Here is a 21,138-nt window from a genome sequence, read left to right on the forward strand (position 1 = left end):
GGGGTCAGTCCTCGCTGGGCGCAGCCGGGAGCTTCGTCTGGATGAGGTCCATGACCGTCGAGTCCGTCAGCGTGGTGACGTCGCCGAGCTGGCGGTTCTCGGCGACGTCGCGCAGCAGCCGGCGCATGATCTTGCCGGAGCGGGTCTTCGGCAGCTCCGCCACCGGCAGGACCCGCTTGGGCTTGGCGATCGGGCCGAGCGTGGCGCCGACGTGGTTGCGCAGCGCGTTGACGAGGCCCTCGTCCTCGGCGTTCGCCGTGCCGCGCAGGATCACGAAGGCGACGATCGCCTGCCCGGTCGTCTCGTCCGCCGCGCCGACCACGGCCGCCTCGGCGACCGACGGGTGCGACACCAGCGCCGACTCCACCTCGGTCGTCGAGATGTTGTGCCCGGAGACGAGCATGACGTCGTCCACCCGGCCGAGCAGCCAGATGTCGCCGTCGTCGTCCTTCTTCGCCCCGTCACCGGCGAAGTACTTGCCCTCGAAGCGCGACCAGTAGGTGTCCAGGAACCGCTGGTCGTCGCCCCAGATGGTGCGCAGCATCGACGGCCACGGCTCGGTCAGCACCAGGTAGCCGCCACCGCCGTCGGGCACCTCGTGGGCCTCGTCGTCCACCACGGTGGCCGAGATGCCGGGCAGCGGAGTCTGCGCCGAACCGGGCTTGGTCGCGGTGACACCAGGCAGTGGCGAGATCATCATCGCGCCGGTCTCGGTCTGCCACCAGGTGTCCACGATGGGGGTCCGGTCGGCGCCGATGTGCTTGCGGTACCAGATCCAGGCCTCGGGGTTGATCGGCTCGCCCACCGAACCCAGCACCCGCAGGGAGGACAGGTCGAACTTCGCGGGGATGTCGTCGCCCCACTTCATGAACGTCCGGATCGCGGTGGGCGCGGTGTACAGGATCGTCACCCCGTACTTCTGCACGATCTCCCAGAACCGGCCCTGGTGCGGGGTGTCCGGGGTGCCCTCGTACATCACCTGGGTCGCGCCGTTGGCCAGCGGCCCGTACACGATGTACGAGTGGCCGGTCACCCAGCCGACGTCGGCCGTGCACCAGTACACGTCCGTCTCCGGCTTGAGGTCGAAGACCGCCCAGTGCGTGTACGACGCCTGGGTGAGGTAGCCGCCCGAGGTGTGCAGGATGCCCTTCGGCTTACCCGTCGTACCGGACGTGTAGAGGATGAACAGCGGGTGCTCGGCGTCGAAGGCCTCGGGCGTGTGCTCGGCCGACTGCCGTTCCACGATCTCGTGCCACCACACGTCCCGTGTGTCGTCCCAGGCCACTTCCTGCCCGGTGCGCCGTACGACCAGCACGTGCTCGACGTTGCCCGCCTTGCCGGCCGCCTCGTCCACGGCCGGCTTGAGGGCCGACGGCTTGCCGCGCCGGTAGCCGCCGTCGGAGGTGATGACCACCTTGGCGTCCGCGTCCTGGATGCGGGTGGCGAGCGCGTCCGCCGAGAAGCCGCCGAAGACCACGGAGTGCGCGGCGCCGATCCGGGCGCAGGCGAGCATCGCGATCGCCGTCTCCGGGATCATCGGCATGTAGACCGCGACCCGGTCGCCCTTCTGGACTCCGAGCTCCAGCAGGGCGTTCGCCGCCTTGGAGACCTCGTCCTTCAGCTCGGCATAGGTGATCGCGCGGCTGTCGCCGGGCTCGCCCTCGAAGTGGATGGCGACCCGGTCGCCGTTGCCGGCTTCCACGTGCCGGTCCACGCAGTTGTACGCGACATTGAGCTCGCCGTCCTTGAACCACTTCGCGAACGGCGGGTTCGACCAGTCCAGCGTCTCGTTCGGCTCCTTGGCCCAGGTCAGCCGGCGGGCCTGCGCGGCCCAGAAGCCGAGCCTGTCAGCCTTGGCCTGTTCGTACGCCTCGGCCGTGACATTGGCTTTCTCGGCCAGGTCAGCAGGCGGCGCGAAGCGTCGCTCCTCCTTCAAGAGGTTGGCCAGGCTTTCGTTGCTCACGACATCTCCCTTTCCAAGGGTGTCCGTTGTGTCCCGGGCCACAGCTCATCAGACCCGGGGGCCCGGTGACAAGGGTCGTCGAAAAATTGGTTTAGACCTGTCGCGGGTGGCGGATCGCGAGGAGCCCGCCGGCGCCGGCCTGGACGGCGCCGGCAGGTCTCCGCCGCCCTTCCTCAGGCCGGGTCGCGCAGTTCCTCCGCGCCCGGTACCCCCTCGAACACCTCTCCCTCGTCCCCACCGTCCGCCCGGCGCAGCAGATACGCCTGCGCCTCGCCCACGTGGAAGTACATCCCGTGCAGCTCCAGCTCGCCGGCCGCCAGCGCGCCCGCCACCGAGTCGTGCGCCCGCAGATGCTCCAGCTGCTGGACCACATTGGTCAGGCAGAGCCGTTCCGCCGTGTCCGCCGCCGCGCGCCCGGCCAGCCGCACCCCCGAGCGGCCGTCGTCGGCCAGCCGCGCCAGGCTCGGCAGCGCGTGCCGCAGCCAGCGCCCGAGCGGACTCGTGCCGCCCCCGGACCCGGAGTCCAGCAGCGCCTGCATCGCCCCGCACCCGGAGTGGCCGCACACCGTGATGGACCGCACCTTCAGCACGTCCACCGCGTACTCGATCGCGGCCGACACCGAGTCGTCGCCGTTCTCCTCGCCCGGAAGGGGGACCAGGTTCCCGACATTGCGGACCACGAACAGGTCCCCCGGACCGCTGGAGGTGATCATCGACGTGACGAGCCGGGAGTCGGCGCAGGTCAGGAAGAGCTGCGACGGCTGCTGCCCCTCACGAGCCAGCCGGGCCAGCTCCTCCCGTACCAGGGGAGCGGTGTCGCGCTGGAACACGCCGACCCCGTGGGCGAGTTCATGGCCGGCGGCAACCGCTCCGCCGCCGCCCGGGCGGGCGAGGCCCGATCCGACGAGGCCCGGTCCACGGCCGTGACCCGCACGGGGCTCGGGCTGAGGCCCGTGCTCCGGTCCGTGCCCGTACTGCGGTGCACGCACGCCCACCCGGCAGCCGGTCAGCTCGGCGGAGCCGCCCTGCGCGATGTGGGCCCGGCGCCAGTCCCGCAGTGACTCGTAGGCCGCGTGGTCCATGAACGAACCGTCCAACTCCACCACCGCGTGAGCGCCTTGGGGTACCAGGTGCAGGGCTCTGCTGAGCCGGGGCACCGCCAGGAACGTCAGCTGTCCTCTTACATGTACGCGATGGACTCCTTCCTGCTCTTCGTGGGTGATGCGGGTGCGGGCGAGGCGGTTCAGGGCGACGGCCACGGCGACGGCGACCCCGAGGAGCACGCCTTCCAGGACGCCGAGGAGCACCACGCCGAGGGTGGTGACGACGTACACCGCGACCTCACGGTGGCGGGTCACCGTGCGGATGTGGTGCAGGGACACCATCTGGATGCCGACGGCCATCACCAGGGCGGCGAGCGAGGCGAGCGGGATGAGGTCCAGGACCGGGACCATCAGCAGCGCGGCGGCTACTACGAAAACGCCGTGCAGCATCGTGGAGTTCCGGCTGACGGCACCGGATTGCACATTCGCCGAACTGCGCACCGCGACCCCCGCGACCGGCAGTCCGCCAAGCGCCCCGGAGACCATGTTGGCCGCGCCCTGACCGAGCAGTTCGCGGTCCAGGTCGGAGCGTTTGACCCGGGACTGGGGTCCGGGGCGGCCGGCCACCAGTTTGTCGACGGCGACCGCGCCGAGCAGCGACTGCACGCTGCACACCAGCGTGGTGGTGAGCACGGCGGCGACGACGCTGAGCACCGGCCCCTTTGGCAGCCCCGCCAGGGCGTGGCTGCTCCAGGACGGCAGGTCGACCCGGGGCAGGGCGAGTCCGGTGAGCGAGGCGGTCACGGTGGCACCGGCGACGGCCACCAGGGCCGCCGGGACCGTCCGCAACAGGCGGCCGGCTCTGCCGGGGATCCGGGGCCAGCCGAACAGCAGGGCCAGGGTCAGCATGCTCATCGCCACGGCGGCCGGATGCAGGTGCGCCAACTGGGCGGGCAGCGCGCGGATGTTGGCCAGGACCGAACTCTGCGGATTGCCGCCGAGCACGATGTGCAGCTGGGCGACGGCGATGGTGACGCCGATGCCGGCCAGCATGCCGTGCACCACGGCCGGGCTGACCGCGAGCGCGGTGCGTGCCACACGCAGGCAGCCGAGGCCCAGTTGGGCCAGTCCGGCGAGGACGGTGATGCCGCAGGTGGCCTGCCAGCCGTACCGGTGGATCAGATCGGCGGTGACCACGGTCAGGCCGGCGGCCGGGCCGCTGACCTGGAGTGGGCAGCCGCCGAGCCGCCCGACGACCAGTCCGCCGACGGCCGCCGCGACCAGCCCGGCCTGGAGCGGGGCGCCGGTGGCGAGGGCGATGCCGAGGGAGAGCGGCAGCGCGATCAGGAAGACCGAGACGGACGCGGACAGGTCGGCGCCCGCGATCCGCAGGTGGCGGCGCGGGGGCACCGGCGAGCTCGGCGGCCGGTCGGTGCCCTTGGTGGGCTGGGGACTTGTGGCTTCGGCCCGGACTCCGAACCGGGCCGGGCCGAGGTTCTCGGGGTGGGTGGGTACGCAGGCGGATGACATGTTTCCCGTCTCCTCCGGGGCAGCGCGGTCGCGGAACAGGGGGGTCCCCTCGCCAGCGGGCCGGGACATGGCCGCGGTCGTGGGTCACGGCGTGCAGGGGCGGGATGAATCAACACTCGGTAAATGAATCGTAATGCAGAGTAAAGGTCAGGCATGGATTTTCTACGCAAATGGGGCACCTCTTCACCTCCATGGGTGAAGTGAGCAGTTCATCGGCTTGTCGTATTAATCCCTCTCTCGGTCCTATGCGACCTTGACGGCGCTGTCGGCGCATATCCGGCACATCGCCATAGAACGCCGTGATCGGCGTTTGCCGAGAGAAGGAAGAAGGTGGGCGGAATTGGCCGCCACCCAGAGGATCGCCGTCGGCGCCGTGGCCGCGGCCTGTGCCGCGTCGCTGGCGGGTTGCGCGACCGGCACCAACACCAAGGAAGGGGCGCCGGGGCCGCAGAAGGGAGCACCGGCGCCCCAGAGCGTGGTCCGTCTGATCGGTGACGGTTCCACCGCGTACACCGGGGCGCAACCCCATCTGCCCCGGCCGGAGAAGCTCCAGCCGGGTGAGAAGCCCCCGCAGTTCGTGGTGTTCTCCTGGGACGGCGCGGGCGAGGACAGCCAGAAGCTGTTCTCGCACTTCCGCAAGATCTCCAAGGAGAACAACGCGACCATGACGTACTTCCTCAGCGGCGTCTACATGCTGCCCGAGGAGAAACGTGACCTCTACCGGCCCCCGCAGCACTCGCCCGGCCGTTCCGAGATCGGCTTCAACGACGAGCAGGGCATCTCCGACACCGTCAAGCAGCTGCGGCTGGCCTGGTTGGAGGGCAACGAGATCGGCACCCACTTCAACGGGCACTTCTGCGGCCCCGACGGAGGGGTCGGCGAGTGGTCGGTGGCCGAGTGGAAGAGCGAGATCGCCCAGGCCAAGCGGTTCGTGAAGAACTGGAAGACCAACACGGGCATGAAGGACGCGGCGCCTCTGCCCTTCGACTACGACAAGGAGCTCATCGGCGGCCGCACCCCCTGCCTGGAGGGGCAGAAGAACTTCGTGAAGGCGGCGAGCCAGCTGGGCTTCCGCTACGACACCAGCGGAGTCAACGACCAGGTCTGGCCCAAGAAGAAGGAAGGGCTGTGGGACCTGTCGATGCAGCTTGTCCCCTTCCCCGGTCACTCCTTCGAGCAGCTGACCATGGACTACAACTTCATGGTCAACCAGTCCGGCACCTCGACCCAGGGCGATCCCGACAAGTACGACTACTGGGGCGACCAGATGCGTGACGGTCTGATCCAGGGCTTCAACCGGGCCTACAACGGCAACCGCGCGCCGCTCGTCATGGGCAACCACTTCGAGTCCTGGAACGGCGGCACCTACATGCGGGCCATCGACGAGGTCGTCGAGAACGTCTGCAACAAGCCCGAGGTGCGCTGTGTCTCCTTCCGCGAGCTGGCCGACTGGCTGGACGCCCAGGACCCGAAGGTCCTGGCGAGGCTGCGCACTCTGAACGTGGGCGAGGCCCCGCGGCAGGGCTGGGCGTCCTTCCTCTCCGGTCGTCCCGCCCCGGCGCCCAAGGGGGTGCCCGGGGCGCCGGCGGTCAAGCAGTAGGCGGGGACCGGCGCCCTGCCGGCGGAGTGCCCACCTCCGTCAGACGGCAGCCGCCACTCCCTCGCCGAGGACGAAGCCGGGGTCGATCTGCGCCGCCAGGTCGACCCCGGTGCGCTCGTTGCCCCACGACTGGGCGTTCTTCAGGTGGAAGTGCACCATCTGCCGGGTGTAGCGCTCCCAGTCCCGCAGGTCGTACGTGGCGTCAGTGGCGACCTTGAGGGTGCGCAGGGCGCGGGAGTTGGCGTCCTCCAGGAGCTCGAACCGGGGCGGGCGGCCCTTCTCCATGGCGCGCACCCAGTCCGAGTGCCCCACCGTGACCAGCAGGTCGTCCCCGACCTCCGCGCGGAGGAAGTCGATGTCGTCCTGTCCCCGCACCTTGTTGCCGACGACCTTCAGCACGACGCCGAAGTCCCGGGCGTACTCCTTGTACTGGCGGTAGACGGAGACGCCTTTGCGGGTCGGCTCGGCGACGAGGAAGGTCATGTCGAAGCGGGTGAACATGCCGGAGGCGAAGGAGTCCGAACCCGCCGTCATGTCGACCACGACGTACTCGTCGGGGCCGTCGACGAGGTGGTTCAGGAACAGCTCCACCGCTCCGGTCTTGGAGTGGTAGCAGGAGACGCCCAGGTCGGAGTCCGTGAAGGACCCGGTGACCATCAAACGGACGGCGCCGCCGTCGAGTTCCACCGGGCGCGCACAGGCGTCGTACACCGGGTTGGGTTCCCGTACCCGGACCAGCCGCGAACCCTCGCCGGGCGGGGTGGTCTTGATCATCGTCGCGGCGGAGGCGATGCGCGGGTTGTTGCCGCGCAGGTAGTCCTTGATCACGGAGAGCTGTTCGCCCATCGCGGGCAGCGCGGCCGACTGCGACTCGTCGAGGCCGAGCGCGGGACCCAGGTGCTGGTTGATGTCGGCGTCGACGGCGACGACCGGAGCGCCGGCGGCCGCGAGGTGGCGGATGAACAGGGAGGAGAGCGTGGTCTTGCCGCTGCCGCCCTTCCCGACGAAAGCAATTTTCATGTTCACGAAGGGTAGTCGTTTGGTGGCTGTACGTGTCTGGCGAAGTGAAGAAGACCACTCCTTCGTGGAGTGGCGGGCAGTGGGTGCGTAGGGTCGTACTCATGAGTACGACACGTGCGACCGCCGATCCGCTCGCGGCCCTGGGCTCGCTGCCCGGTGTGGCCGAGTCCGTGGAGTCCGTGCGCAAGGCCGTGGACCGGGTGTACGGGCACCGGGTCATGCGGCGCCGCAGCAACGCCGTCACGTCCGAGGCCGCGCTGCGTGGCGCCCGGGGCAGTGCGGCGCTGTCCGGCGCCGACTGGGCGCTGGAGGAGGTCCGGCGGCGTTCCGACTTCGGTGCCGACGACGCGCGCGTGGTGGGGGCGGCCCTGCGGCTCACCGCCGAGGCGGGCCAACTGCTCTCCATCTGGCGGCAGTCGCCGCTGCGGGTGCTGGCCCGGCTGCACCTGGTGGCGGCCGCGACCGGGGACGACGAGGTGGGCCGGCCGCGCCGGGCCGGTGAGGTCGTCGACGAGCCGCTGATCGAGCTGCCGCTGCCGGACGCCGACGAGGTGTCGGGGCGTCTCGACGGCCTCTCCGAGCTGATCAGCGCGGGGAGTTCCGCGCCGGCGCTGGTGACGGCCGCCGTGGTGCACGGGGAGTTGCTCGCGCTGCGGCCCTTCACCTCGCACAACGGGCTGATCGCGCGCGCCGCCGAACGGATCGTGCTGATCGGCAGCGGCCTCGACCCCAAATCGGTCTGCCCCGCCGAGGTCGGCCACGCCGAACTGGGCCGAGCGTCCTATGCGGCGGCCCTCAGCGGCTATGTCTCGGGCACTCCGGACGGCATGGCGGCCTGGATCAGGCACTGCGGGCGGGCGGTCGAGCTGGGCGTCCGGGAGTCGACCGCGGTGTGCGAGGCGCTGCAGCGCGGCGCGGCGTAACGGCGGTGGCGGGCCGGGGAGTCCGCCGCAACGGGTTGCGGCGGTACGAGTTCTCGTACCGCCGCTGGCATGTCCACCGGGTTACCAAGCGTCCTCGAAATGTCGCCCATCAGGTCGGGTGCTTTGCCCGTCACCTGGTGCGGCTGGCCCGTAATCGACGGGTCGACGTCGCGTGGGTGCTCGGTGTCCATGCTGGGTCCGTGGGGCCAAATGCGTTTTAAAAGGTGATCCTCTCGGATGTCCTTCGGTCTCGCGGGCCGCTAACCCCTTTGTACTGCAAGCCCGGAGCAAGCGGAACCCCTGCCTGTAGTTCTTTACTTTTGGGTTCAAAGAGGAACTAAGGATTACTAAAGGGGCATCGATCCGCTGAACGGGCGAAAAAGGAGCTGCTGTACCGGTTCAGGCGACCGGGTTCCGGCGCCTGCTCGCGTACCAGACCAGACCCGCGGTGGCCGCCGCCGCTCCTATCGCGGCCGCGGCGACCAGCGCCGGACGCGGAGGCGCGGAGATCCGCTGCTTGAGCCGGACCGGGCGGTGGAAGTCCAGGATCGGCCAGCCGCGCGCGAGTGCCTCGCGGCGCAGCGCCCGGTCCGCGTTGACCGCGTGCGGGTGCCCGACCGCCTGGAGCATCGGCAGGTCGGTCGCCGAGTCGCTGTACGCGTAGCTGCGGTCGAGGTCGTACCCCTCGGAGGCGGCCAGTTCCCGGACCGCCTCGGCCTTCGTCGGACCGTAGGCGTAGTACTCCACCTCGCCGGTGTAGCAGCCGTCGTCCCCGACGACCATGCGGGTGGCCACCACCCGGTCGGCGCCCAGCAGTTCGCCGATGGGCTCGACCACCTCGGCGCCCGAGGTGGAGACGATGACGACGTCCCGGCCGGCCCGGTGGTGGGACTCGATGAGGGAGGCGGCCTCGTCGTAGATGATCGGGTCGATCAGGTCGTGCAGGGTCTCGGCGACGATCTCCTTGACCTGCTGGACATTCCAGCCACGGACCAGACCGGACAGGTAGGCGCGGGTGCGCTCCATCTGGTCGTGGTCCATACCGCCGACCAGGAACACGAACTGGGAGTACGCGTTGCGCAGCGCGGCCCTGCGGGTGATCAGACCGCCTTGGTAGAACGACTTGCTGAAGGTGAGCGTGCTCGACTTCGCAATGACCGTCTTGTCCAGGTCAAAGAAGGCCGCTGTGCGGGGCAAGGAGTGGTTTTCCACGTCCCCGAGCATAGGCGCCCACCATTCGGCGTAAGGTGTGGCGCGTGGGTTTGCCTGAGAGGGCTCTCGGGTACACCATGGAAGTCACGGATCGTTCGCGACCGTGCTAACCCGGTCCGGCTCCTCCCCCCCCGAGTCGGCCGTGGAGACGACCCCCACTCTCCCCCCCGGTGGGGGTCGTCGCATGTCCGGACGGGTTTTTCCCCTCCTCTTCAGATTCCTCTCCTGGCCCTGAGGCCTTGCCGGGCGGCTGCTGCCGCCCCTTCCGCACACCCATGATCCGTCACGCCGGGTAGCCGTTTCGCTGCTCTGTGGAACTCGCACAGAGCGCAGAACAGGCCTCACCGGTATGGGTGACGGCGATATTCACAGCCGCCGAGTTGTCCACAGTTTTGGACCAAGATCCACACGATTTCCGGGTTCGCTGCACCGTGATTCCAGCGCGCTCCGGCGGCGGCGAGTTCATGGCCGGTTCCGATTGCCGGACGCCAATGGCCGGTTTCTGTCGGCCGCGCATATGGAGGCCGCTCGCCGGTTCTTCACAGGTATGGGAATCGCGTGGCCCCGGAGGCCGCGCGTGAGAACGCAGCCAAGGGGGAAGCTCACGTGGCCGGAACTGTCACCCACGAACCACCGTCCGCCGCCCCGGGACGGCCCGGACGCCCGATGATCGTCACCGAGGACGCCGGACTCCTCGACGACCTGCTGCGCCTGTGCGCGGCGGCCGGTGCCAAACCCGAGGTCCACCACGGGGTACCGGAACGCGGCGGGGGCTGGGAGTCGGCCCCGCTCGTCCTGGTCGGCGACGACGCCGCACGCCGGGTGCGCGGGGCCGCGCGCCGGCGCGGGGTGGTGCTGGTCGGCCAGGACCAGGACGACCCCGATGTGTGGAAACGGGCCGTGGAGATCGGCGCCGACCACGTCCTGATGCTCCCCGACGGCGAACAGTGGCTCGTGGACCGGATCGCCGACGTCGTCGAGGGCGTGTGCCGCCCGGCCCTCACCGTCGGGGTGATCGGCGGCCGCGGCGGGGCCGGCGCTTCCACGCTGGCCTGCGCGCTCGCCGTCACCTCCGCGCGGGAGGGAGTGCGCACCCTTCTCGTGGACGCGGATCCACTGGGCGGCGGAATCGACGTCCTCCTCGGCGCCGAGTCGGCCGAGGGCCTGCGCTGGCCCGCGTTCGCCGCCTCCCGCGGCCGCCTCGGCAGCGGTGCCCTGGAGGAGTCGCTGCCGGAACTGCACTCGCTGCGGATCCTCAGCTGGGACCGGGGGGACAGCGTGGCGATCCCGCCGCCCGCCGTGCGCGCGGTGCTCGCCGCCGTCCGCAGGCGGGGCGGCACGGTCGTCGTCGACCTGCCGCGCCGCCTGGACGACGAGGTCGCCGAGGTCCTCACCCAGCTGGACCTCGCCGTGCTGGTGGTCCCGGCCGAACTCCGCGCGGTCGCGGCGGCGGGCCGGGTCGCGGCCACCGTCGGCATGGTCGTGCGCGATCTGCGGGTGGCGGTGCGGGGCCCGTACGCGCCGGGACTGGACGACCGCGAGGTGGCCCGGCTGCTCGGCCTGCCGCTGGTCGGCGAGGTGCCCGCCGAACCGGGCCTGTCCCGACCGAACCGGAAACCCCCGGGGTCCGCCGCACGCGGACCGCTGGCCCGCTTCTGCAAGGACTTCTGGGAGCGCACACTCGTCGAGGCGGGTGGCACATGAGGCCCGGCCCCGGGGAGGCGGACGGCCCGGCCCTGCTCGACGGGGTCCGGCGCTGGCTTGCCGAGAGCGGCGCCGAACCGACCCCCGCGCGCGTGGCACAGGCGCTGCGCGCACAGGGCCGGGTGCTCGGCGACGCCGAGGTCCTCGGCGCGGCCGAGCGACTGCGTTCCGAACTGGTCGGCAGCGGCCCCCTGGAACCCCTGCTCGCCGACCCCACGGTCACCGACGTCCTGGTGTCCGCCCCGGACCGGGTCTGGGTGGACCGCGGCGGCGGACTGGAACTGACCCCGGTCGCCTTCCCGGACGCGGCGGCCGTACGACGGCTCGCGCAGCGGCTGGCCGCGGTGGCCGGCCGGCGCCTGGACGACGCCCGGCCCTGGGCGGACGCCCGGCTGCCCGACGGCACCCGCCTGCACGCGGTGCTGCCCCCGGTGGCGGTGGGCTGCACCTGCCTGTCCCTGCGGGTGGTGCGACCGCGGGCGTTCACGCTCGACGAACTGGTGGCGGCCGGGACCGTGCCACCGGGCGGTGACCGGATCCTGCACGCGCTGCTGACGGCCCGGCTCTCGTTCCTCGTCAGCGGCGGCACGGGGACCGGCAAGACGACCCTGCTGAGCGCGCTGCTCGGCCTGGTGGGCGCGGGGGAGCGGATCGTGCTCGCCGAGGACTCGGCGGAGCTCAGGCCCGAACACCCGCACGTCGTGCGGCTGGAGACCAGACCAGCCAACCAGGAGGGCGCCGGCCTGGTCACCCTGGAGGACCTGGTCCGGCAGGCGCTGCGGATGCGCCCCGACCGGCTGGTCGTCGGCGAGGTGCGCGGACCCGAGGTCGTGCACCTGCTGGCCGCGCTCAACACCGGGCACGAGGGCGGCTGCGGCACGGTGCACGCCAACGCGGCGGCGGACGTCCCCGCCCGTCTGGAGGCACTCGGCACGGCCGCAGGGCTCGACCGGGCCGCCCTGCACAGTCAGTTGGCGGCCGCGCTCTCGGTGGTGCTGCACCTCGTACGGGACCGCGCGGGGCGGCGGCGGATCGCCGAGGTGCATGTGCTGGAGCGGGATCCCTCGGGCCTGGTCCGGACGGTACCGGCACTGCGCTGGGGCGCGGAGGCCTTCGTGCGCGAACCGGGGTGGGAGCGGCTGCGGGGACTGCTGCCAAGTGGCGTACGTGATCTGTGAGTCGGAAGGGGTTTGTGTGATGGGTGAGACGACGATCGGCGCGGCCGTGGTGTGCGGCGGGGTCGTGGCGTGGCTCCTCGCGGAACGGCAGCGCGAGGTCCGGCGGGCCCGGCTGTTGCTCGCCGGGGGTGGGGCGGTGTCGGCCGGACCGCCCTCCTGGGAGCGGACGGTCGGGGAGCTGCGGCGGCTGCGCGGCCGTTGGCGGGGCGAGTGGTGGGCCCTGGCCGTCGGCATCGTGCTGGCCCTCGTCGCCGCCTCGGTGCTTCCGGTTCTCGCCGGTGCGGCCGGAGTGCCGGCGCTGCGCCGGCTGCGGCTGGCCCGGCAGGCGGGCCAGGTCCGGCAGGCGCGTGCCGACGCGGTGATCACGTTGTGCGGGGCGCTCGCGGGTGAGGTGCGCGCGGGACGGCAGCCGGGCGAGGCGCTGCTGCGGGCCGCGCGGGACTCCGGCGGACTCGGCGAGGCCCGGGCGGCGGTGGTGGCGGCGGCACGCTTCGGCGGGGACGTGCCCGGCGCGCTCGCGACGGCCGCGGGCCGGCCGGGTGCCGAAGGCCTGCTGGGGCTCGCGGCGTGCTGGCGGGTGGCCGTCGACCAGGGCGCCGGGCTCGCGGCCGGCCTCGACCGCCTGGACGCGGCGCTGCGCGCCGAACGGGACCAGCGGGCCGACCTGCGTGCTCAGTTGTCCGGCGCGCGGGCCACCGTGGTGCTGCTGGCCGCGCTGCCCGCCCTCGGCCTCCTGCTGGGCTCGGCCATGGGCGCCGACCCGCTGCGCGTGCTGCTGCACACCGGGGCCGGACTGGGCTGCCTGGTCGTCGGAGCGGTGTTCGAGGCCGCCGGGGTGTGGTGGGCGGCCCGGATCGTCCGGGGAGCTGAGGCGGCGTGAACGCGGAACTCGTCCAGGGGCTGGGGGTGGCGGTCGTGGCGCTGTCGGCCCTGGGGTGGTCGGCGTGGCGGCTGTGGACCGCCCGGCGCAGGCGCTGGGCCCGGCGCAAGGTGGCCGAACTGCTGGGCCTGGAGATGCCGGAGCGGAGGTCCGACGTCGGTGTGGCCGTCCGCGGTTGGCTGCCGGTGGCCGTCGTGGTGTGCGGCGCTTGGGCGCTGGCCGGTGGGGCCGTTGGAGTGCTGCTGGGCCTGGGCGTCGCCGCGGGGCTGTGGCAGTGGCGGCGCCGGGAGGGGGACGCGGGACGGGCGGCGCAGGACGAGGCGTCCCGTGCCGCCCGCCAGCTCCCGCTCGCCTCCGACCTGCTGGCCGCCTGCATCGCCGCCGGGGCGGGCCCGGTGGTCGCCGCCCAGGCTGTGGGAGAGGCGCTCGGAGGGCCGGTCGGGGAGGGGCTCGCACGGGGCGCGGCGGAGGTCCGGCTGGGCGGTGAACCGGCCGACGCCTGGCGGCGGTTGGCGGCACTGCCGGGGGCCGCCGCCCTGGCCCGGCTGCTGGCGCGCGCGGACGAGTCCGGGCTGCCGGCGGCCGCACCGGTCGCCCGGCTGGCCGCGGACGCCCGCGCCGAGTGGGCGAGAAACGCGACCGCACGGGCGCGGCGGGCGGCCGTGCTGATCTCCGCGCCGGTGGGGCTGTGTTTCCTGCCCGCCTTCATCGCGGTCGGAGTGCTGCCCGTGGTGATCGGGCTGGCGGGCGGGGTGATGCGAGGGGGTGGTGGATGAAAGCGGCCATACGGGCAGTCGGCGGGATCAGATCACCGGATTCGGAATTCAGAGGAGTCGAGATGTGCGGGAAAATGCGGAAACTGCTGCGCCGGGACGCGGGAATGGTCACGTCCGAGTACGCGATGGGGATCATCGCCGCCGTCGGGTTCGCGGCGGTTCTCTACGCGGTCGTGACGAGCGGGCAGGTCAGTGCGGAGCTCCAGGACATCGTGAAACGAGCCCTCAGTGCGGGTACGTGAACGGCGGCGCGGGGCGGACCACGGGTTCGTGACGGCGGAGGCGGCCGTGGTGCTGCCGGTGCTGGTGGCGTTCACGATGGCACTGGTGTGGGGGCTGCTCGTGGTGGCCGACCAGATCCGGTGCGTGGACGCGGCCCGCGCCGGGGCCCGGGCCGCTGCCCGGCAGGACGCCGAGGGCGCGGTGGTCGCCGTGACGGAGGCGGTGGCGCCGGACGGGGCGACGGTCACCGTCGGCCGGGAGGGTGACCAGGTCCGGGTGACGGTGGTGGCGAGGCCGCCGGTGCTCGGCGCGTTGCCGTTCGAGGTGCGGGAGTCGGCGGTGGCGCTGGCGGAGGAGGCGGGGCCGTGAGGAGCCGGTACGCGGATCGGGGGTCGGCCACCGTCTGGAGCCTCGGAGCGATCGCCGTCCTGTGCGTGGTGTTCGGCGTGGTGCTCGGGCTGGGGCAGGCGGTGGTGGTCCGGCACCGTGCGGCCGGCGGCGCCGACATGGCCGCGCTCGCGGCGGCGGACCACTGGGCCGAAGGGACCGCGGGAGCCTGTGCCCGGGCCGGTCGGGTGGCACGGGCACAGGGTGCGCGGCTGACGCGGTGCGTGATCGTGGGAGACGTCTCGGACGTGTCGGCGGCCTCGGGCGGCGGGCCGTTCACGGCAGAGGTCCGGGCAAGAGCCGGCCCCCGCTGCGTCGTCCTCCCCGGGGACGCGGGGGAGTGCGCGACCGGCCCCCGGGCCGCCCCCGGGTGACCGTCTAGTCCGGTGCCTGGTCCGGTGCCCCCTTCAGCAGCACCGTGAGCAGCCGTACCGCGCCCCGTTTGTGCAAGGGATCGTTCCCGTTCCCGCACTTGGGCGACTGGATGCAGGACGGGCACCCGGCCTCGCACTCGCACGCGGAGATCGCCTCGCGGGTGGCCGTGAGCCACGCGCGGGCCGTGTGGAAGGCGCGCTCCGCGAAGCCCGCGCCGCCCGGGTGGCCGTCGTAGACGAAGACCGTCGGCAGCAGCGTGTCGGGGTGCAGGGGGACCGACACGCCGCCGATGTCCCAGCGGTCGCAGGTCGCGAAGAGCGGCAGCAGGCCGATGGAGGCGTGTTCGGCGGCGTGCAGGGCGCCGCCGAGGATCTCCGGGATGATCCGGGCCTCGTCGAGCTGGTCCTCGGTGACGGTCCACCACACCGCGCGGGTCCGCAGTGTCCGAGGCGGAAGGTCGAGTTTCGTCTCACCCAGCACCTCGCCGGTGATGAGCCGGCGGCGGAGGAAGGAGACCACCTGGTTGGTGACCTCGACGGAGCCGTAGCAGAGGCGGCCGTCGCCCCAGGGGATCTCGGTGTCGGTCTCCAGGACGGAGACGGCCGTGGTGTCGCGGGCGACCGTGGAGTACGGCGGCTCGGCCTGTTCGACCAGGGCGACCGAGTCCTCCAGGTCCAGGGAGCGCACCAGGTAGGTGCGGCCCTGGTGCAGATGGACCGCGCCCTCGTGGACCGTGGAGTGCGCGGCGCTCGCGTCCACCGTGCCCAGCAGCCGCCCCGTGCCCGCCTCGACGATCTGCACCGGGCGGCCGCCCTCGCCGCGGATGTCGGTCAGGTCGGCGGCCCGTTCCCGGCGGGTCCAGTGCCAGGCCCTGGTACGGCGGCGCAGCAGCTTCGCGGCCTCCAGCTGCGGCAGCAGCTCCTCGCAGGCGGGACCGAACAGGACGAGGTCGTCCTCGGTGAGCGGGATCTCGGCCGCGGCGGCACACAGATGCGGTGCCAGGACGTACGGATTGTCCGGGTCGAGGACCGTCGACTCCACCGGTTGGTCGAACAGGGCCTCGGGATGATGGACGAGGAACGTGTCCAGCGGGTCGTCGCGTGCCACCAGTACCGCGAGGGCGCCCTGACCGGAGCGGCCCGCGCGGCCCGCCTGCTGCCACACAGAGGCCCTCGTACCCGGATACCCGGCGATCAGTACGGCATCCAGCCCGGAGACGTCCACGCCCAGCTCCAGGGCCGTCGTGGCGGCAAGCCCGAGGAGCTCCCCGGAGTGCAGGGCGCGTTCCAGGGCGCGCCGCTCCTCGGGGAGATAGCCGCCGCGGTAGGCCGCGACACGCCGGGCCAGGGAGCGGTCCACCTCGGCCAGCCGTTCCTGGGCGATGAGGGCGATCAGCTCGGCGCCACGCCGGGAGCGGACGAAGGCCACCGAGCGCACGCCCTGCACGGCGAGGTCGGTCAGCAGGTCGGCGGTCTCGGCGGTGGCGGTACGGCGGACCGGGGCGCCCTTCTCGCCGTGCAGCTCGGTCAGCGGCGGTTCCCAGAGGGCGAAGACCAGTTCGCCGCGCGGGGAGGCGTCGTCGGCGATCTCCACGACCGGCAGGCCGGTGAGCCGGCGGGCGGCGACGGCCGGCTCGGCGGCGGTCGCGGATGCCAGCAGGAAGACCGGGGAGGCGCCGTAGCGGGCGCACAGCCGGCGCAGCCGGCGCAGTACCTGGGCGACGTGAGAGCCGAAGACGCCCCGGTAGGTGTGGCATTCGTCGATGACGACGTACTTCAGCGACTTCAGGAAGGAGGACCAGTGGGCGTGCCCGGGAAGTATCCCGCGATGCAGCATGTCCGGGTTGGTGAGCACGTAGTTGGCGTACTGGCGGACCCACTCCCGTTCCTCGTAAGGGGTGTCACCGTCGTACACGGCGGGCCGTACGGCGTTGCCCAGCGGTTGTGAAAGTTCCTTCACCGATCGGCACTGATCCGCCGCCAGCGCCTTGGTGGGTGCCAGGTAGAGAGCGGTGGCTCCGCGGCCGTTGGGCGCCTCGGAGCCGTCCAGGAGGGTGGAGAGGACCGGTACCAGATAGGCCAGCGACTTGCCCGAGGCGGTGCCGGTGGCGACCACCACCGAGTCGCCGTCCAGGGCGTGCTCGGCGGCCAGGGCCTGGTGCTCCCACGGATGGTCGATGCCGCATGCCTGAACGGCCGCGACCACCTCTGAGCGAATCCGGTCAGGCCAGACGGCATGCCGACCCGCTCGCGGGGGCAAGTGCTCCGTATGAGTGATGCGCGAAGCCCGGCTCGGCCCGGAGGCGAGCCGGTCCAGGACCGTGCCCGGAGAGAACCCGGACGCGGCCGGAACCAAGGGTCGATCGGATCGGTGATTTATGGCCATCGGGACCGAGTGTGTCACCGGCGTGACGGACAATGGGGCCAAGGCGTCGTGCACGCCTGCCGGTAAGTGATTGAATGCCATCGCGGCTGGCGTACCGTCCCGGGGGCCGCAGGCCGAGGTGTCCCAAGGGGCGACCCGCTCGATAGCAAGGTGCTGGAGGATCCGTGGACCTGTCCCTGTCGACCCGTACCGTCGGCGATCGCACGGTCGTTGAGGTCGGTGGCGAAATCGACGTATATACCGCGCCCAAGCTGCGCGAGCAGCTGGTCGAGCTGGTGAACGACGGGAATTTCCACCTCGTCGTCGACATGGAGGGCGTGGACTTCCTCGACTCCACCGGACTCGGCGTGCTGGTCGGAGGCCTGAAGCGGGTGCGTGCCCATGAGGGCTCGCTGCGCCTGGTCTGCAACCAGGAGCGCATTCTGAAGATCTTCCGCATCACCGGCCTCACCAAGGTGTTCCCGATTCACACCTCGGTCGAGGAAGCGGTAGCGGCCACCGACTGACCCGGGCCGGCCGACGGCTTCCGGACCGCCGATCGGTCCGCGCCGTCCGGTCGGCCTCCGACACGGGGTCGTACGAAGCCGTACGCAAGCCCGTGTCGCCCCCGCCCGCTCGGGCTCGCACAGCCCGTGTCGGCAGCCGCTCACGGGTCGCAGGCCTGGGGCGGACGCAATTCATCGGGGGGCCGGGTTTTCGGCGATCCGGCCCCCTACCGCACGCCTGTAGTTCCGAGGGGGACGTATGGCCACCGTTGAACTCCGCTTCAGCGCGCTGCCCGAGCACGTCCGCACCGCCCGACTGGTGGCGGCGGCGGTGGCACGCAGGGCCGGAGTGGACGAGGCCGTCCTGGACGAGGTCCGGCTGGCCGTCGGCGAGGCCTGTTCCCGCGCTGTCGGACTGCACCAGAGCGTCGGCATCAACGAGCCGGTGCGGGTGGCGCTGATCGAGGACGAGAAACAGTTCTCCATCGAGGTCGGCGACGAGGCACCGCGATCCGTTCCCGTCGACCGGGCGACCGGTGCGGCGCCGGACGCGGACGTGGAGGCCGAGGAGGACGAGATGGGCCTCGCGGTCATCAGCGGTCTCGTCGACGACGTGGAGGTCACCGCCGGAGAGCACGGTGGCCTGATCCGCATGACCTGGCCCACCACCCCGCCCGGGGTCACGCTCACATGAGAGTCACCCGATCATGAGAAGGGCCCTGCTCAGCAGGGCCCTTCTTGTTATTTTCCGGCCAATGTCATCCGGTCGCCGAATTCGTGAAAGAATTCACGATCAATGCGCCGGCGGATCGCCCGATAATTTGATCAAGCGCCGAATAGGCCAGTGGTGATCGTCAATGCTTTTAGGGCGTTACCACTTTCGGGTTCGCCGCCGTGACCTCGATCATTTGCTGAAGAGCACGAGAAGGTCAATTCCGCTTACCGTCCCCTGTTTAGATCACTCGCGGGTACCTAGAATCCGTCCACATCTTGAGCTCAGCCCAAGCGTCAAGGAGGACGAATGGCGGGGCTTCCTACCCCTCATCAGTTCGGTCACCCAACAACCCTCGCGGCCGCGGTCCTGACCGACGACAACCGGGTCCTGGTAGCGGTGATCGCCGTCGTGGCGCTGGCCGCGCTCGTGGTCGCCTGGATCCTGGTGCGCCAGGTGCTCGCGGCCGGCGAAGGCACCGACAGCATGAAGAAGATCGCGGCGGCGGTCCAGGAAGGCGCGAACGCCTATCTGGCCCGGCAGCTGCGCACCCTCGGCGTATTCGCTGTCGTGGTGTTCTTCCTGCTTCTGCTGCTGCCCGCGGACGACTGGAACCAACGCGCCGGCCGATCGATCTTCTTCCTGATCGGCGCGGCCTTCTCGGCGGCCACCGGCTATATCGGCATGTGGCTCGCCGTACGCAGCAATGTCCGCGTCGCCGCGGCCGCCCGGGAAGCCACCCCGGCGGAAGGCGAACCGGAAAAGGATCTCACCGCCGTCTCGCACAAAGCCATGAAGATCGCTTTCCGCACGGGCGGCGTGGTCGGCATGTTCACGGTGGGGCTCGGCCTGCTCGGCGCCTCCTGTGTGGTGCTGGTGTACGCGGCCGACGCGCCGAAGGTGCTCGAAGGTTTCGGCCTGGGCGCCGCGCTGATCGCCATGTTCATGCGTGTCGGCGGCGGCATCTTCACCAAGGCCGCCGACGTCGGCGCCGACCTGGTCGGCAAGGTCGAACAGGGCATTCCGGAGGACGACCCGCGCAATGCCGCGACCATCGCCGACAATGTGGGCGACAACGTCGGCGACTGCGCGGGCATGGCGGCCGACCTCTTCGAGTCCTACGCGGTGACCCTGGTCGCCGCGCTGATCCTCGGCAAGGCGGCCTTCGGGGACGCGGGTCTCGCCTTCCCGCTCCTGGTGCCGGCCATCGGTGTGCTCACCGCCATGATCGGCATCTTCGCGGTCGCCCCGCGCCGCAGCGACCGCAGCGGCATGAGCGCCATCAACCGCGGCTTCTTCATCTCCGCGGTGATCTCGCTCGCGCTGGTCGCGGTCGCGGTCTTCGTGTACCTGCCGGGCACGTACGCCGACCTCGACGGCATCTCCGACGCCGCCATCAAGGCCAAGGACGGCGATCCGCGGATCCTCGCGCTGGTCGCGGTCGCCATCGGCATCCTGCTGGCGGCCGTCATCCAGCAGCTGACCGGCTACTTCACCGAGACCAACCGGCGTCCGGTCATGGACATCGGCAAGTCCTCGCTGACCGGCCCGGCCACCGTGGTCCTCGCGGGGATCTCGGTCGGTCTCGAATCGGCCGTCTACACCGCACTTTTGATCGGCCTCGGCGTCTACGGGGCGTTCCTGCTCGGTGGCACGTCGATCATGCTGGCGCTGTTCGCGGTGGCGCTGGCCGGCACCGGCCTGCTCACCACGGTCGGTGTGATCGTCGCCATGGACACCTTCGGGCCGGTCTCCGACAACGCCCAGGGCATCGCCGAGATGTCCGGCGACGTCGAGGGCGCGGGCGCGCAGGTGCTCACCAACCTGGACGCCGTCGGCAACACCACCAAGGCGATCACCAAGGGCATCGCCATCGCCACCGCCGTGCTGGCGGCGTCGGCGCTCTTCGGGTCGTACCGGGACGCGATCACCACGAACGTGCGGGACGTGGGAGCGAAACTGACCGGCACGGGCGCGCCGTTGACCCTGTCGATGGACATCTCGCAGCCCAACAACCTCGTCGGCCTCATCGCCGGCGCGGCGGTCGTCTTCCTCTTCTCCGGGCTTGCCATCAACGCGGTGTCGAGGTCGGCGGGTTCGGTGGTCTACGAGGTGCGGCGGCAGTTCCGCGAGCACCCCGGGATCATGGACTACACGGAGACGCCCGAGTACGGCAAGGTCGTCGACATCTGCACCAAGGACGCCCTGCGGGAGCTGGCCACGCCGGGACTGCTCGCCGTGATGGCGCCCATCTTCGTCGGGTTCACGCTCGGCGTCGGGGCCCTCGGCTCCTACCTCGCCGGTGCGATCGGCGCGGGCACCCTGATGGCCGTGTTCCTGGCCAACTCCGGAGGCGCCTGGGACAACGCCAAGAAACTCGTCGAGGACGGCCATTACGGCGGCAAGGGCAGTGACGCCCACGCCGCCACGGTGATCGGCGACACGGTCGGCGACCCCTTCAAGGACACCGCGGGACCTGCGATCAACCCGCTGCTCAAGGTCATGAACCTGGTCTCGCTGCTCATCGCACCGGCGGTGATCAAGTTCTCGTACGGTCATGACAAGAGCATCGGCATCCGGATCCTGATCTCGGTCCTCGCCCTGGTCGTGATCGTCGGCGCGGTGTACATCTCCAAGCGGCGCGGCATCGCCGTCGGCGACGACGACGAGGACGGCGCGGAACACGTGGCCAAGTCCGCCGACCCAGCGGTGGTTTCGTAGGCGGCCTTACGACGGCCACCCG

The 21,138-nt window shown here is 71.4% G+C and carries 17 protein-coding genes; 12 read left to right on the forward strand and 5 right to left on the reverse strand.

Annotation, left to right across the window (positions count from 1 at the left end):
- Positions 1 to 4: 4 nt before the first annotated feature.
- Both acs and ACFXI4_RS30860 read right to left on the reverse strand, forming a co-directional pair.
- Positions 5 to 1,963 carry an acetate--CoA ligase gene (acs, locus tag ACFXI4_RS30855; RefSeq protein ID WP_384997093.1) on the reverse strand — a complete coding sequence of 653 codons (1,959 nt, stop codon included), beginning with the start codon at positions 1,961 to 1,963 and terminating at the stop codon, positions 5 to 7.
- A 173-nt stretch (positions 1,964 to 2,136) separates the two neighbouring features.
- Positions 2,137 to 4,536: a SulP family inorganic anion transporter gene (locus tag ACFXI4_RS30860; RefSeq protein WP_384997095.1), complete on the reverse strand. Its 2,400-nt coding sequence runs from the start codon at positions 4,534 to 4,536 to the stop codon at positions 2,137 to 2,139.
- A gap of 340 nt (positions 4,537 to 4,876) precedes the next feature.
- On the opposite strand from ACFXI4_RS30860, the gene ACFXI4_RS30865 reads away from it, so the two are divergent.
- A complete protein-coding gene (locus ACFXI4_RS30865) occupies positions 4,877 to 6,136 on the forward strand; it encodes a hypothetical protein (protein ID WP_384997097.1) in 1,260 nt (419 codons plus the stop codon).
- Positions 6,137 to 6,175: 39 nt separating this feature from the next.
- Here ACFXI4_RS30865 and ACFXI4_RS30870 read toward each other — a convergent pair whose 3' ends face one another.
- On the reverse strand, positions 6,176 to 7,156 hold the full coding sequence (locus ACFXI4_RS30870) for an ATP-binding protein (protein WP_384997099.1): 981 nt from the start codon (positions 7,154 to 7,156) through the stop codon (positions 6,176 to 6,178).
- A 101-nt stretch (positions 7,157 to 7,257) separates the two neighbouring features.
- Between ACFXI4_RS30870 and ACFXI4_RS30875 the strand changes: the two genes are divergently transcribed.
- Positions 7,258 to 8,079: an oxidoreductase gene (locus ACFXI4_RS30875; protein ID WP_384997101.1), complete on the forward strand. Its 822-nt coding sequence runs from the start codon at positions 7,258 to 7,260 to the stop codon at positions 8,077 to 8,079.
- A 399-nt stretch (positions 8,080 to 8,478) separates the two neighbouring features.
- Here the strand turns inward: ACFXI4_RS30875 and ACFXI4_RS30880 are convergent, their stop codons facing one another.
- Positions 8,479 to 9,303, reverse strand: coding sequence for an HAD family hydrolase (locus ACFXI4_RS30880; protein ID WP_362725683.1), 825 nt, complete (start codon positions 9,301 to 9,303; stop codon positions 8,479 to 8,481).
- 594 nt (positions 9,304 to 9,897) lie between these two features.
- Here ACFXI4_RS30880 and ssd point away from each other — a divergent pair.
- The 7 genes from ssd (at position 9,898) to ACFXI4_RS30915 (ending at position 14,812) form a co-directional block, all read left to right on the forward strand.
- Entirely contained in the window at positions 9,898 to 10,995 is a 1,098-nt protein-coding gene (ssd, locus tag ACFXI4_RS30885) for a septum site-determining protein Ssd (protein WP_384997103.1), read from the forward strand.
- Entirely contained in the window at positions 10,992 to 12,173 is a 1,182-nt protein-coding gene (locus tag ACFXI4_RS30890; protein ID WP_384997106.1) for a TadA family conjugal transfer-associated ATPase, read from the forward strand. The genes ssd and ACFXI4_RS30890 overlap by 4 nt, the downstream gene beginning before the upstream one ends.
- 19 nt (positions 12,174 to 12,192) lie before the next feature.
- A complete protein-coding gene (locus ACFXI4_RS30895; protein WP_384997108.1) occupies positions 12,193 to 13,053 on the forward strand; it encodes a type II secretion system F family protein in 861 nt (286 codons plus the stop codon).
- On the forward strand, positions 13,050 to 13,829 hold the full coding sequence (locus ACFXI4_RS30900; protein ID WP_384997110.1) for a type II secretion system F family protein: 780 nt from the start codon (positions 13,050 to 13,052) through the stop codon (positions 13,827 to 13,829). The genes ACFXI4_RS30895 and ACFXI4_RS30900 overlap by 4 nt, the downstream gene beginning before the upstream one ends.
- A gap of 62 nt (positions 13,830 to 13,891) precedes the next feature.
- Positions 13,892 to 14,071: a DUF4244 domain-containing protein gene (locus ACFXI4_RS30905; protein ID WP_384997112.1), complete on the forward strand. Its 180-nt coding sequence runs from the start codon at positions 13,892 to 13,894 to the stop codon at positions 14,069 to 14,071.
- 28 nt (positions 14,072 to 14,099) lie between these two features.
- A complete protein-coding gene (locus tag ACFXI4_RS30910) occupies positions 14,100 to 14,420 on the forward strand; it encodes a TadE family type IV pilus minor pilin (RefSeq protein WP_384997245.1) in 321 nt (106 codons plus the stop codon).
- Entirely contained in the window at positions 14,417 to 14,812 is a 396-nt protein-coding gene (locus ACFXI4_RS30915) for an Rv3654c family TadE-like protein (RefSeq protein WP_384997114.1), read from the forward strand. The genes ACFXI4_RS30910 and ACFXI4_RS30915 overlap by 4 nt, the downstream gene beginning before the upstream one ends.
- Before the next feature lie 4 nt (positions 14,813 to 14,816).
- Here ACFXI4_RS30915 and ACFXI4_RS30920 read toward each other — a convergent pair whose 3' ends face one another.
- Entirely contained in the window at positions 14,817 to 17,279 is a 2,463-nt protein-coding gene (locus ACFXI4_RS30920; RefSeq protein WP_384997116.1) for a DEAD/DEAH box helicase, read from the reverse strand.
- 83 nt (positions 17,280 to 17,362) lie between these two features.
- On the opposite strand from ACFXI4_RS30920, the gene bldG reads away from it, so the two are divergent.
- The 3 genes from bldG to ACFXI4_RS30935 all read left to right on the forward strand — a co-directional run bounded on the left by bldG (position 17,363) and on the right by ACFXI4_RS30935 (position 21,116).
- The gene (bldG, locus tag ACFXI4_RS30925) at positions 17,363 to 17,704 is read left to right on the forward strand and encodes an anti-sigma factor antagonist BldG (RefSeq protein WP_010986038.1); all 342 of its coding nucleotides are present in this window, start codon (positions 17,363 to 17,365) and stop codon (positions 17,702 to 17,704) included.
- Positions 17,705 to 17,942: 238 nt separating this feature from the next.
- A complete protein-coding gene (locus ACFXI4_RS30930) occupies positions 17,943 to 18,377 on the forward strand; it encodes an ATP-binding protein (RefSeq protein ID WP_384997118.1) in 435 nt (144 codons plus the stop codon).
- A 327-nt stretch (positions 18,378 to 18,704) separates the two neighbouring features.
- The gene (locus ACFXI4_RS30935) at positions 18,705 to 21,116 is read left to right on the forward strand and encodes a sodium-translocating pyrophosphatase (protein ID WP_362723304.1); all 2,412 of its coding nucleotides are present in this window, start codon (positions 18,705 to 18,707) and stop codon (positions 21,114 to 21,116) included.
- The last annotated feature ends 22 nt before the right edge of the window (positions 21,117 to 21,138 follow it).

The sequence above is a fragment of the Streptomyces sp. NPDC059224 genome, assembly GCF_042754285.1.
GTDB lineage: Bacteria > Actinomycetota > Actinomycetes > Streptomycetales > Streptomycetaceae > Streptomyces.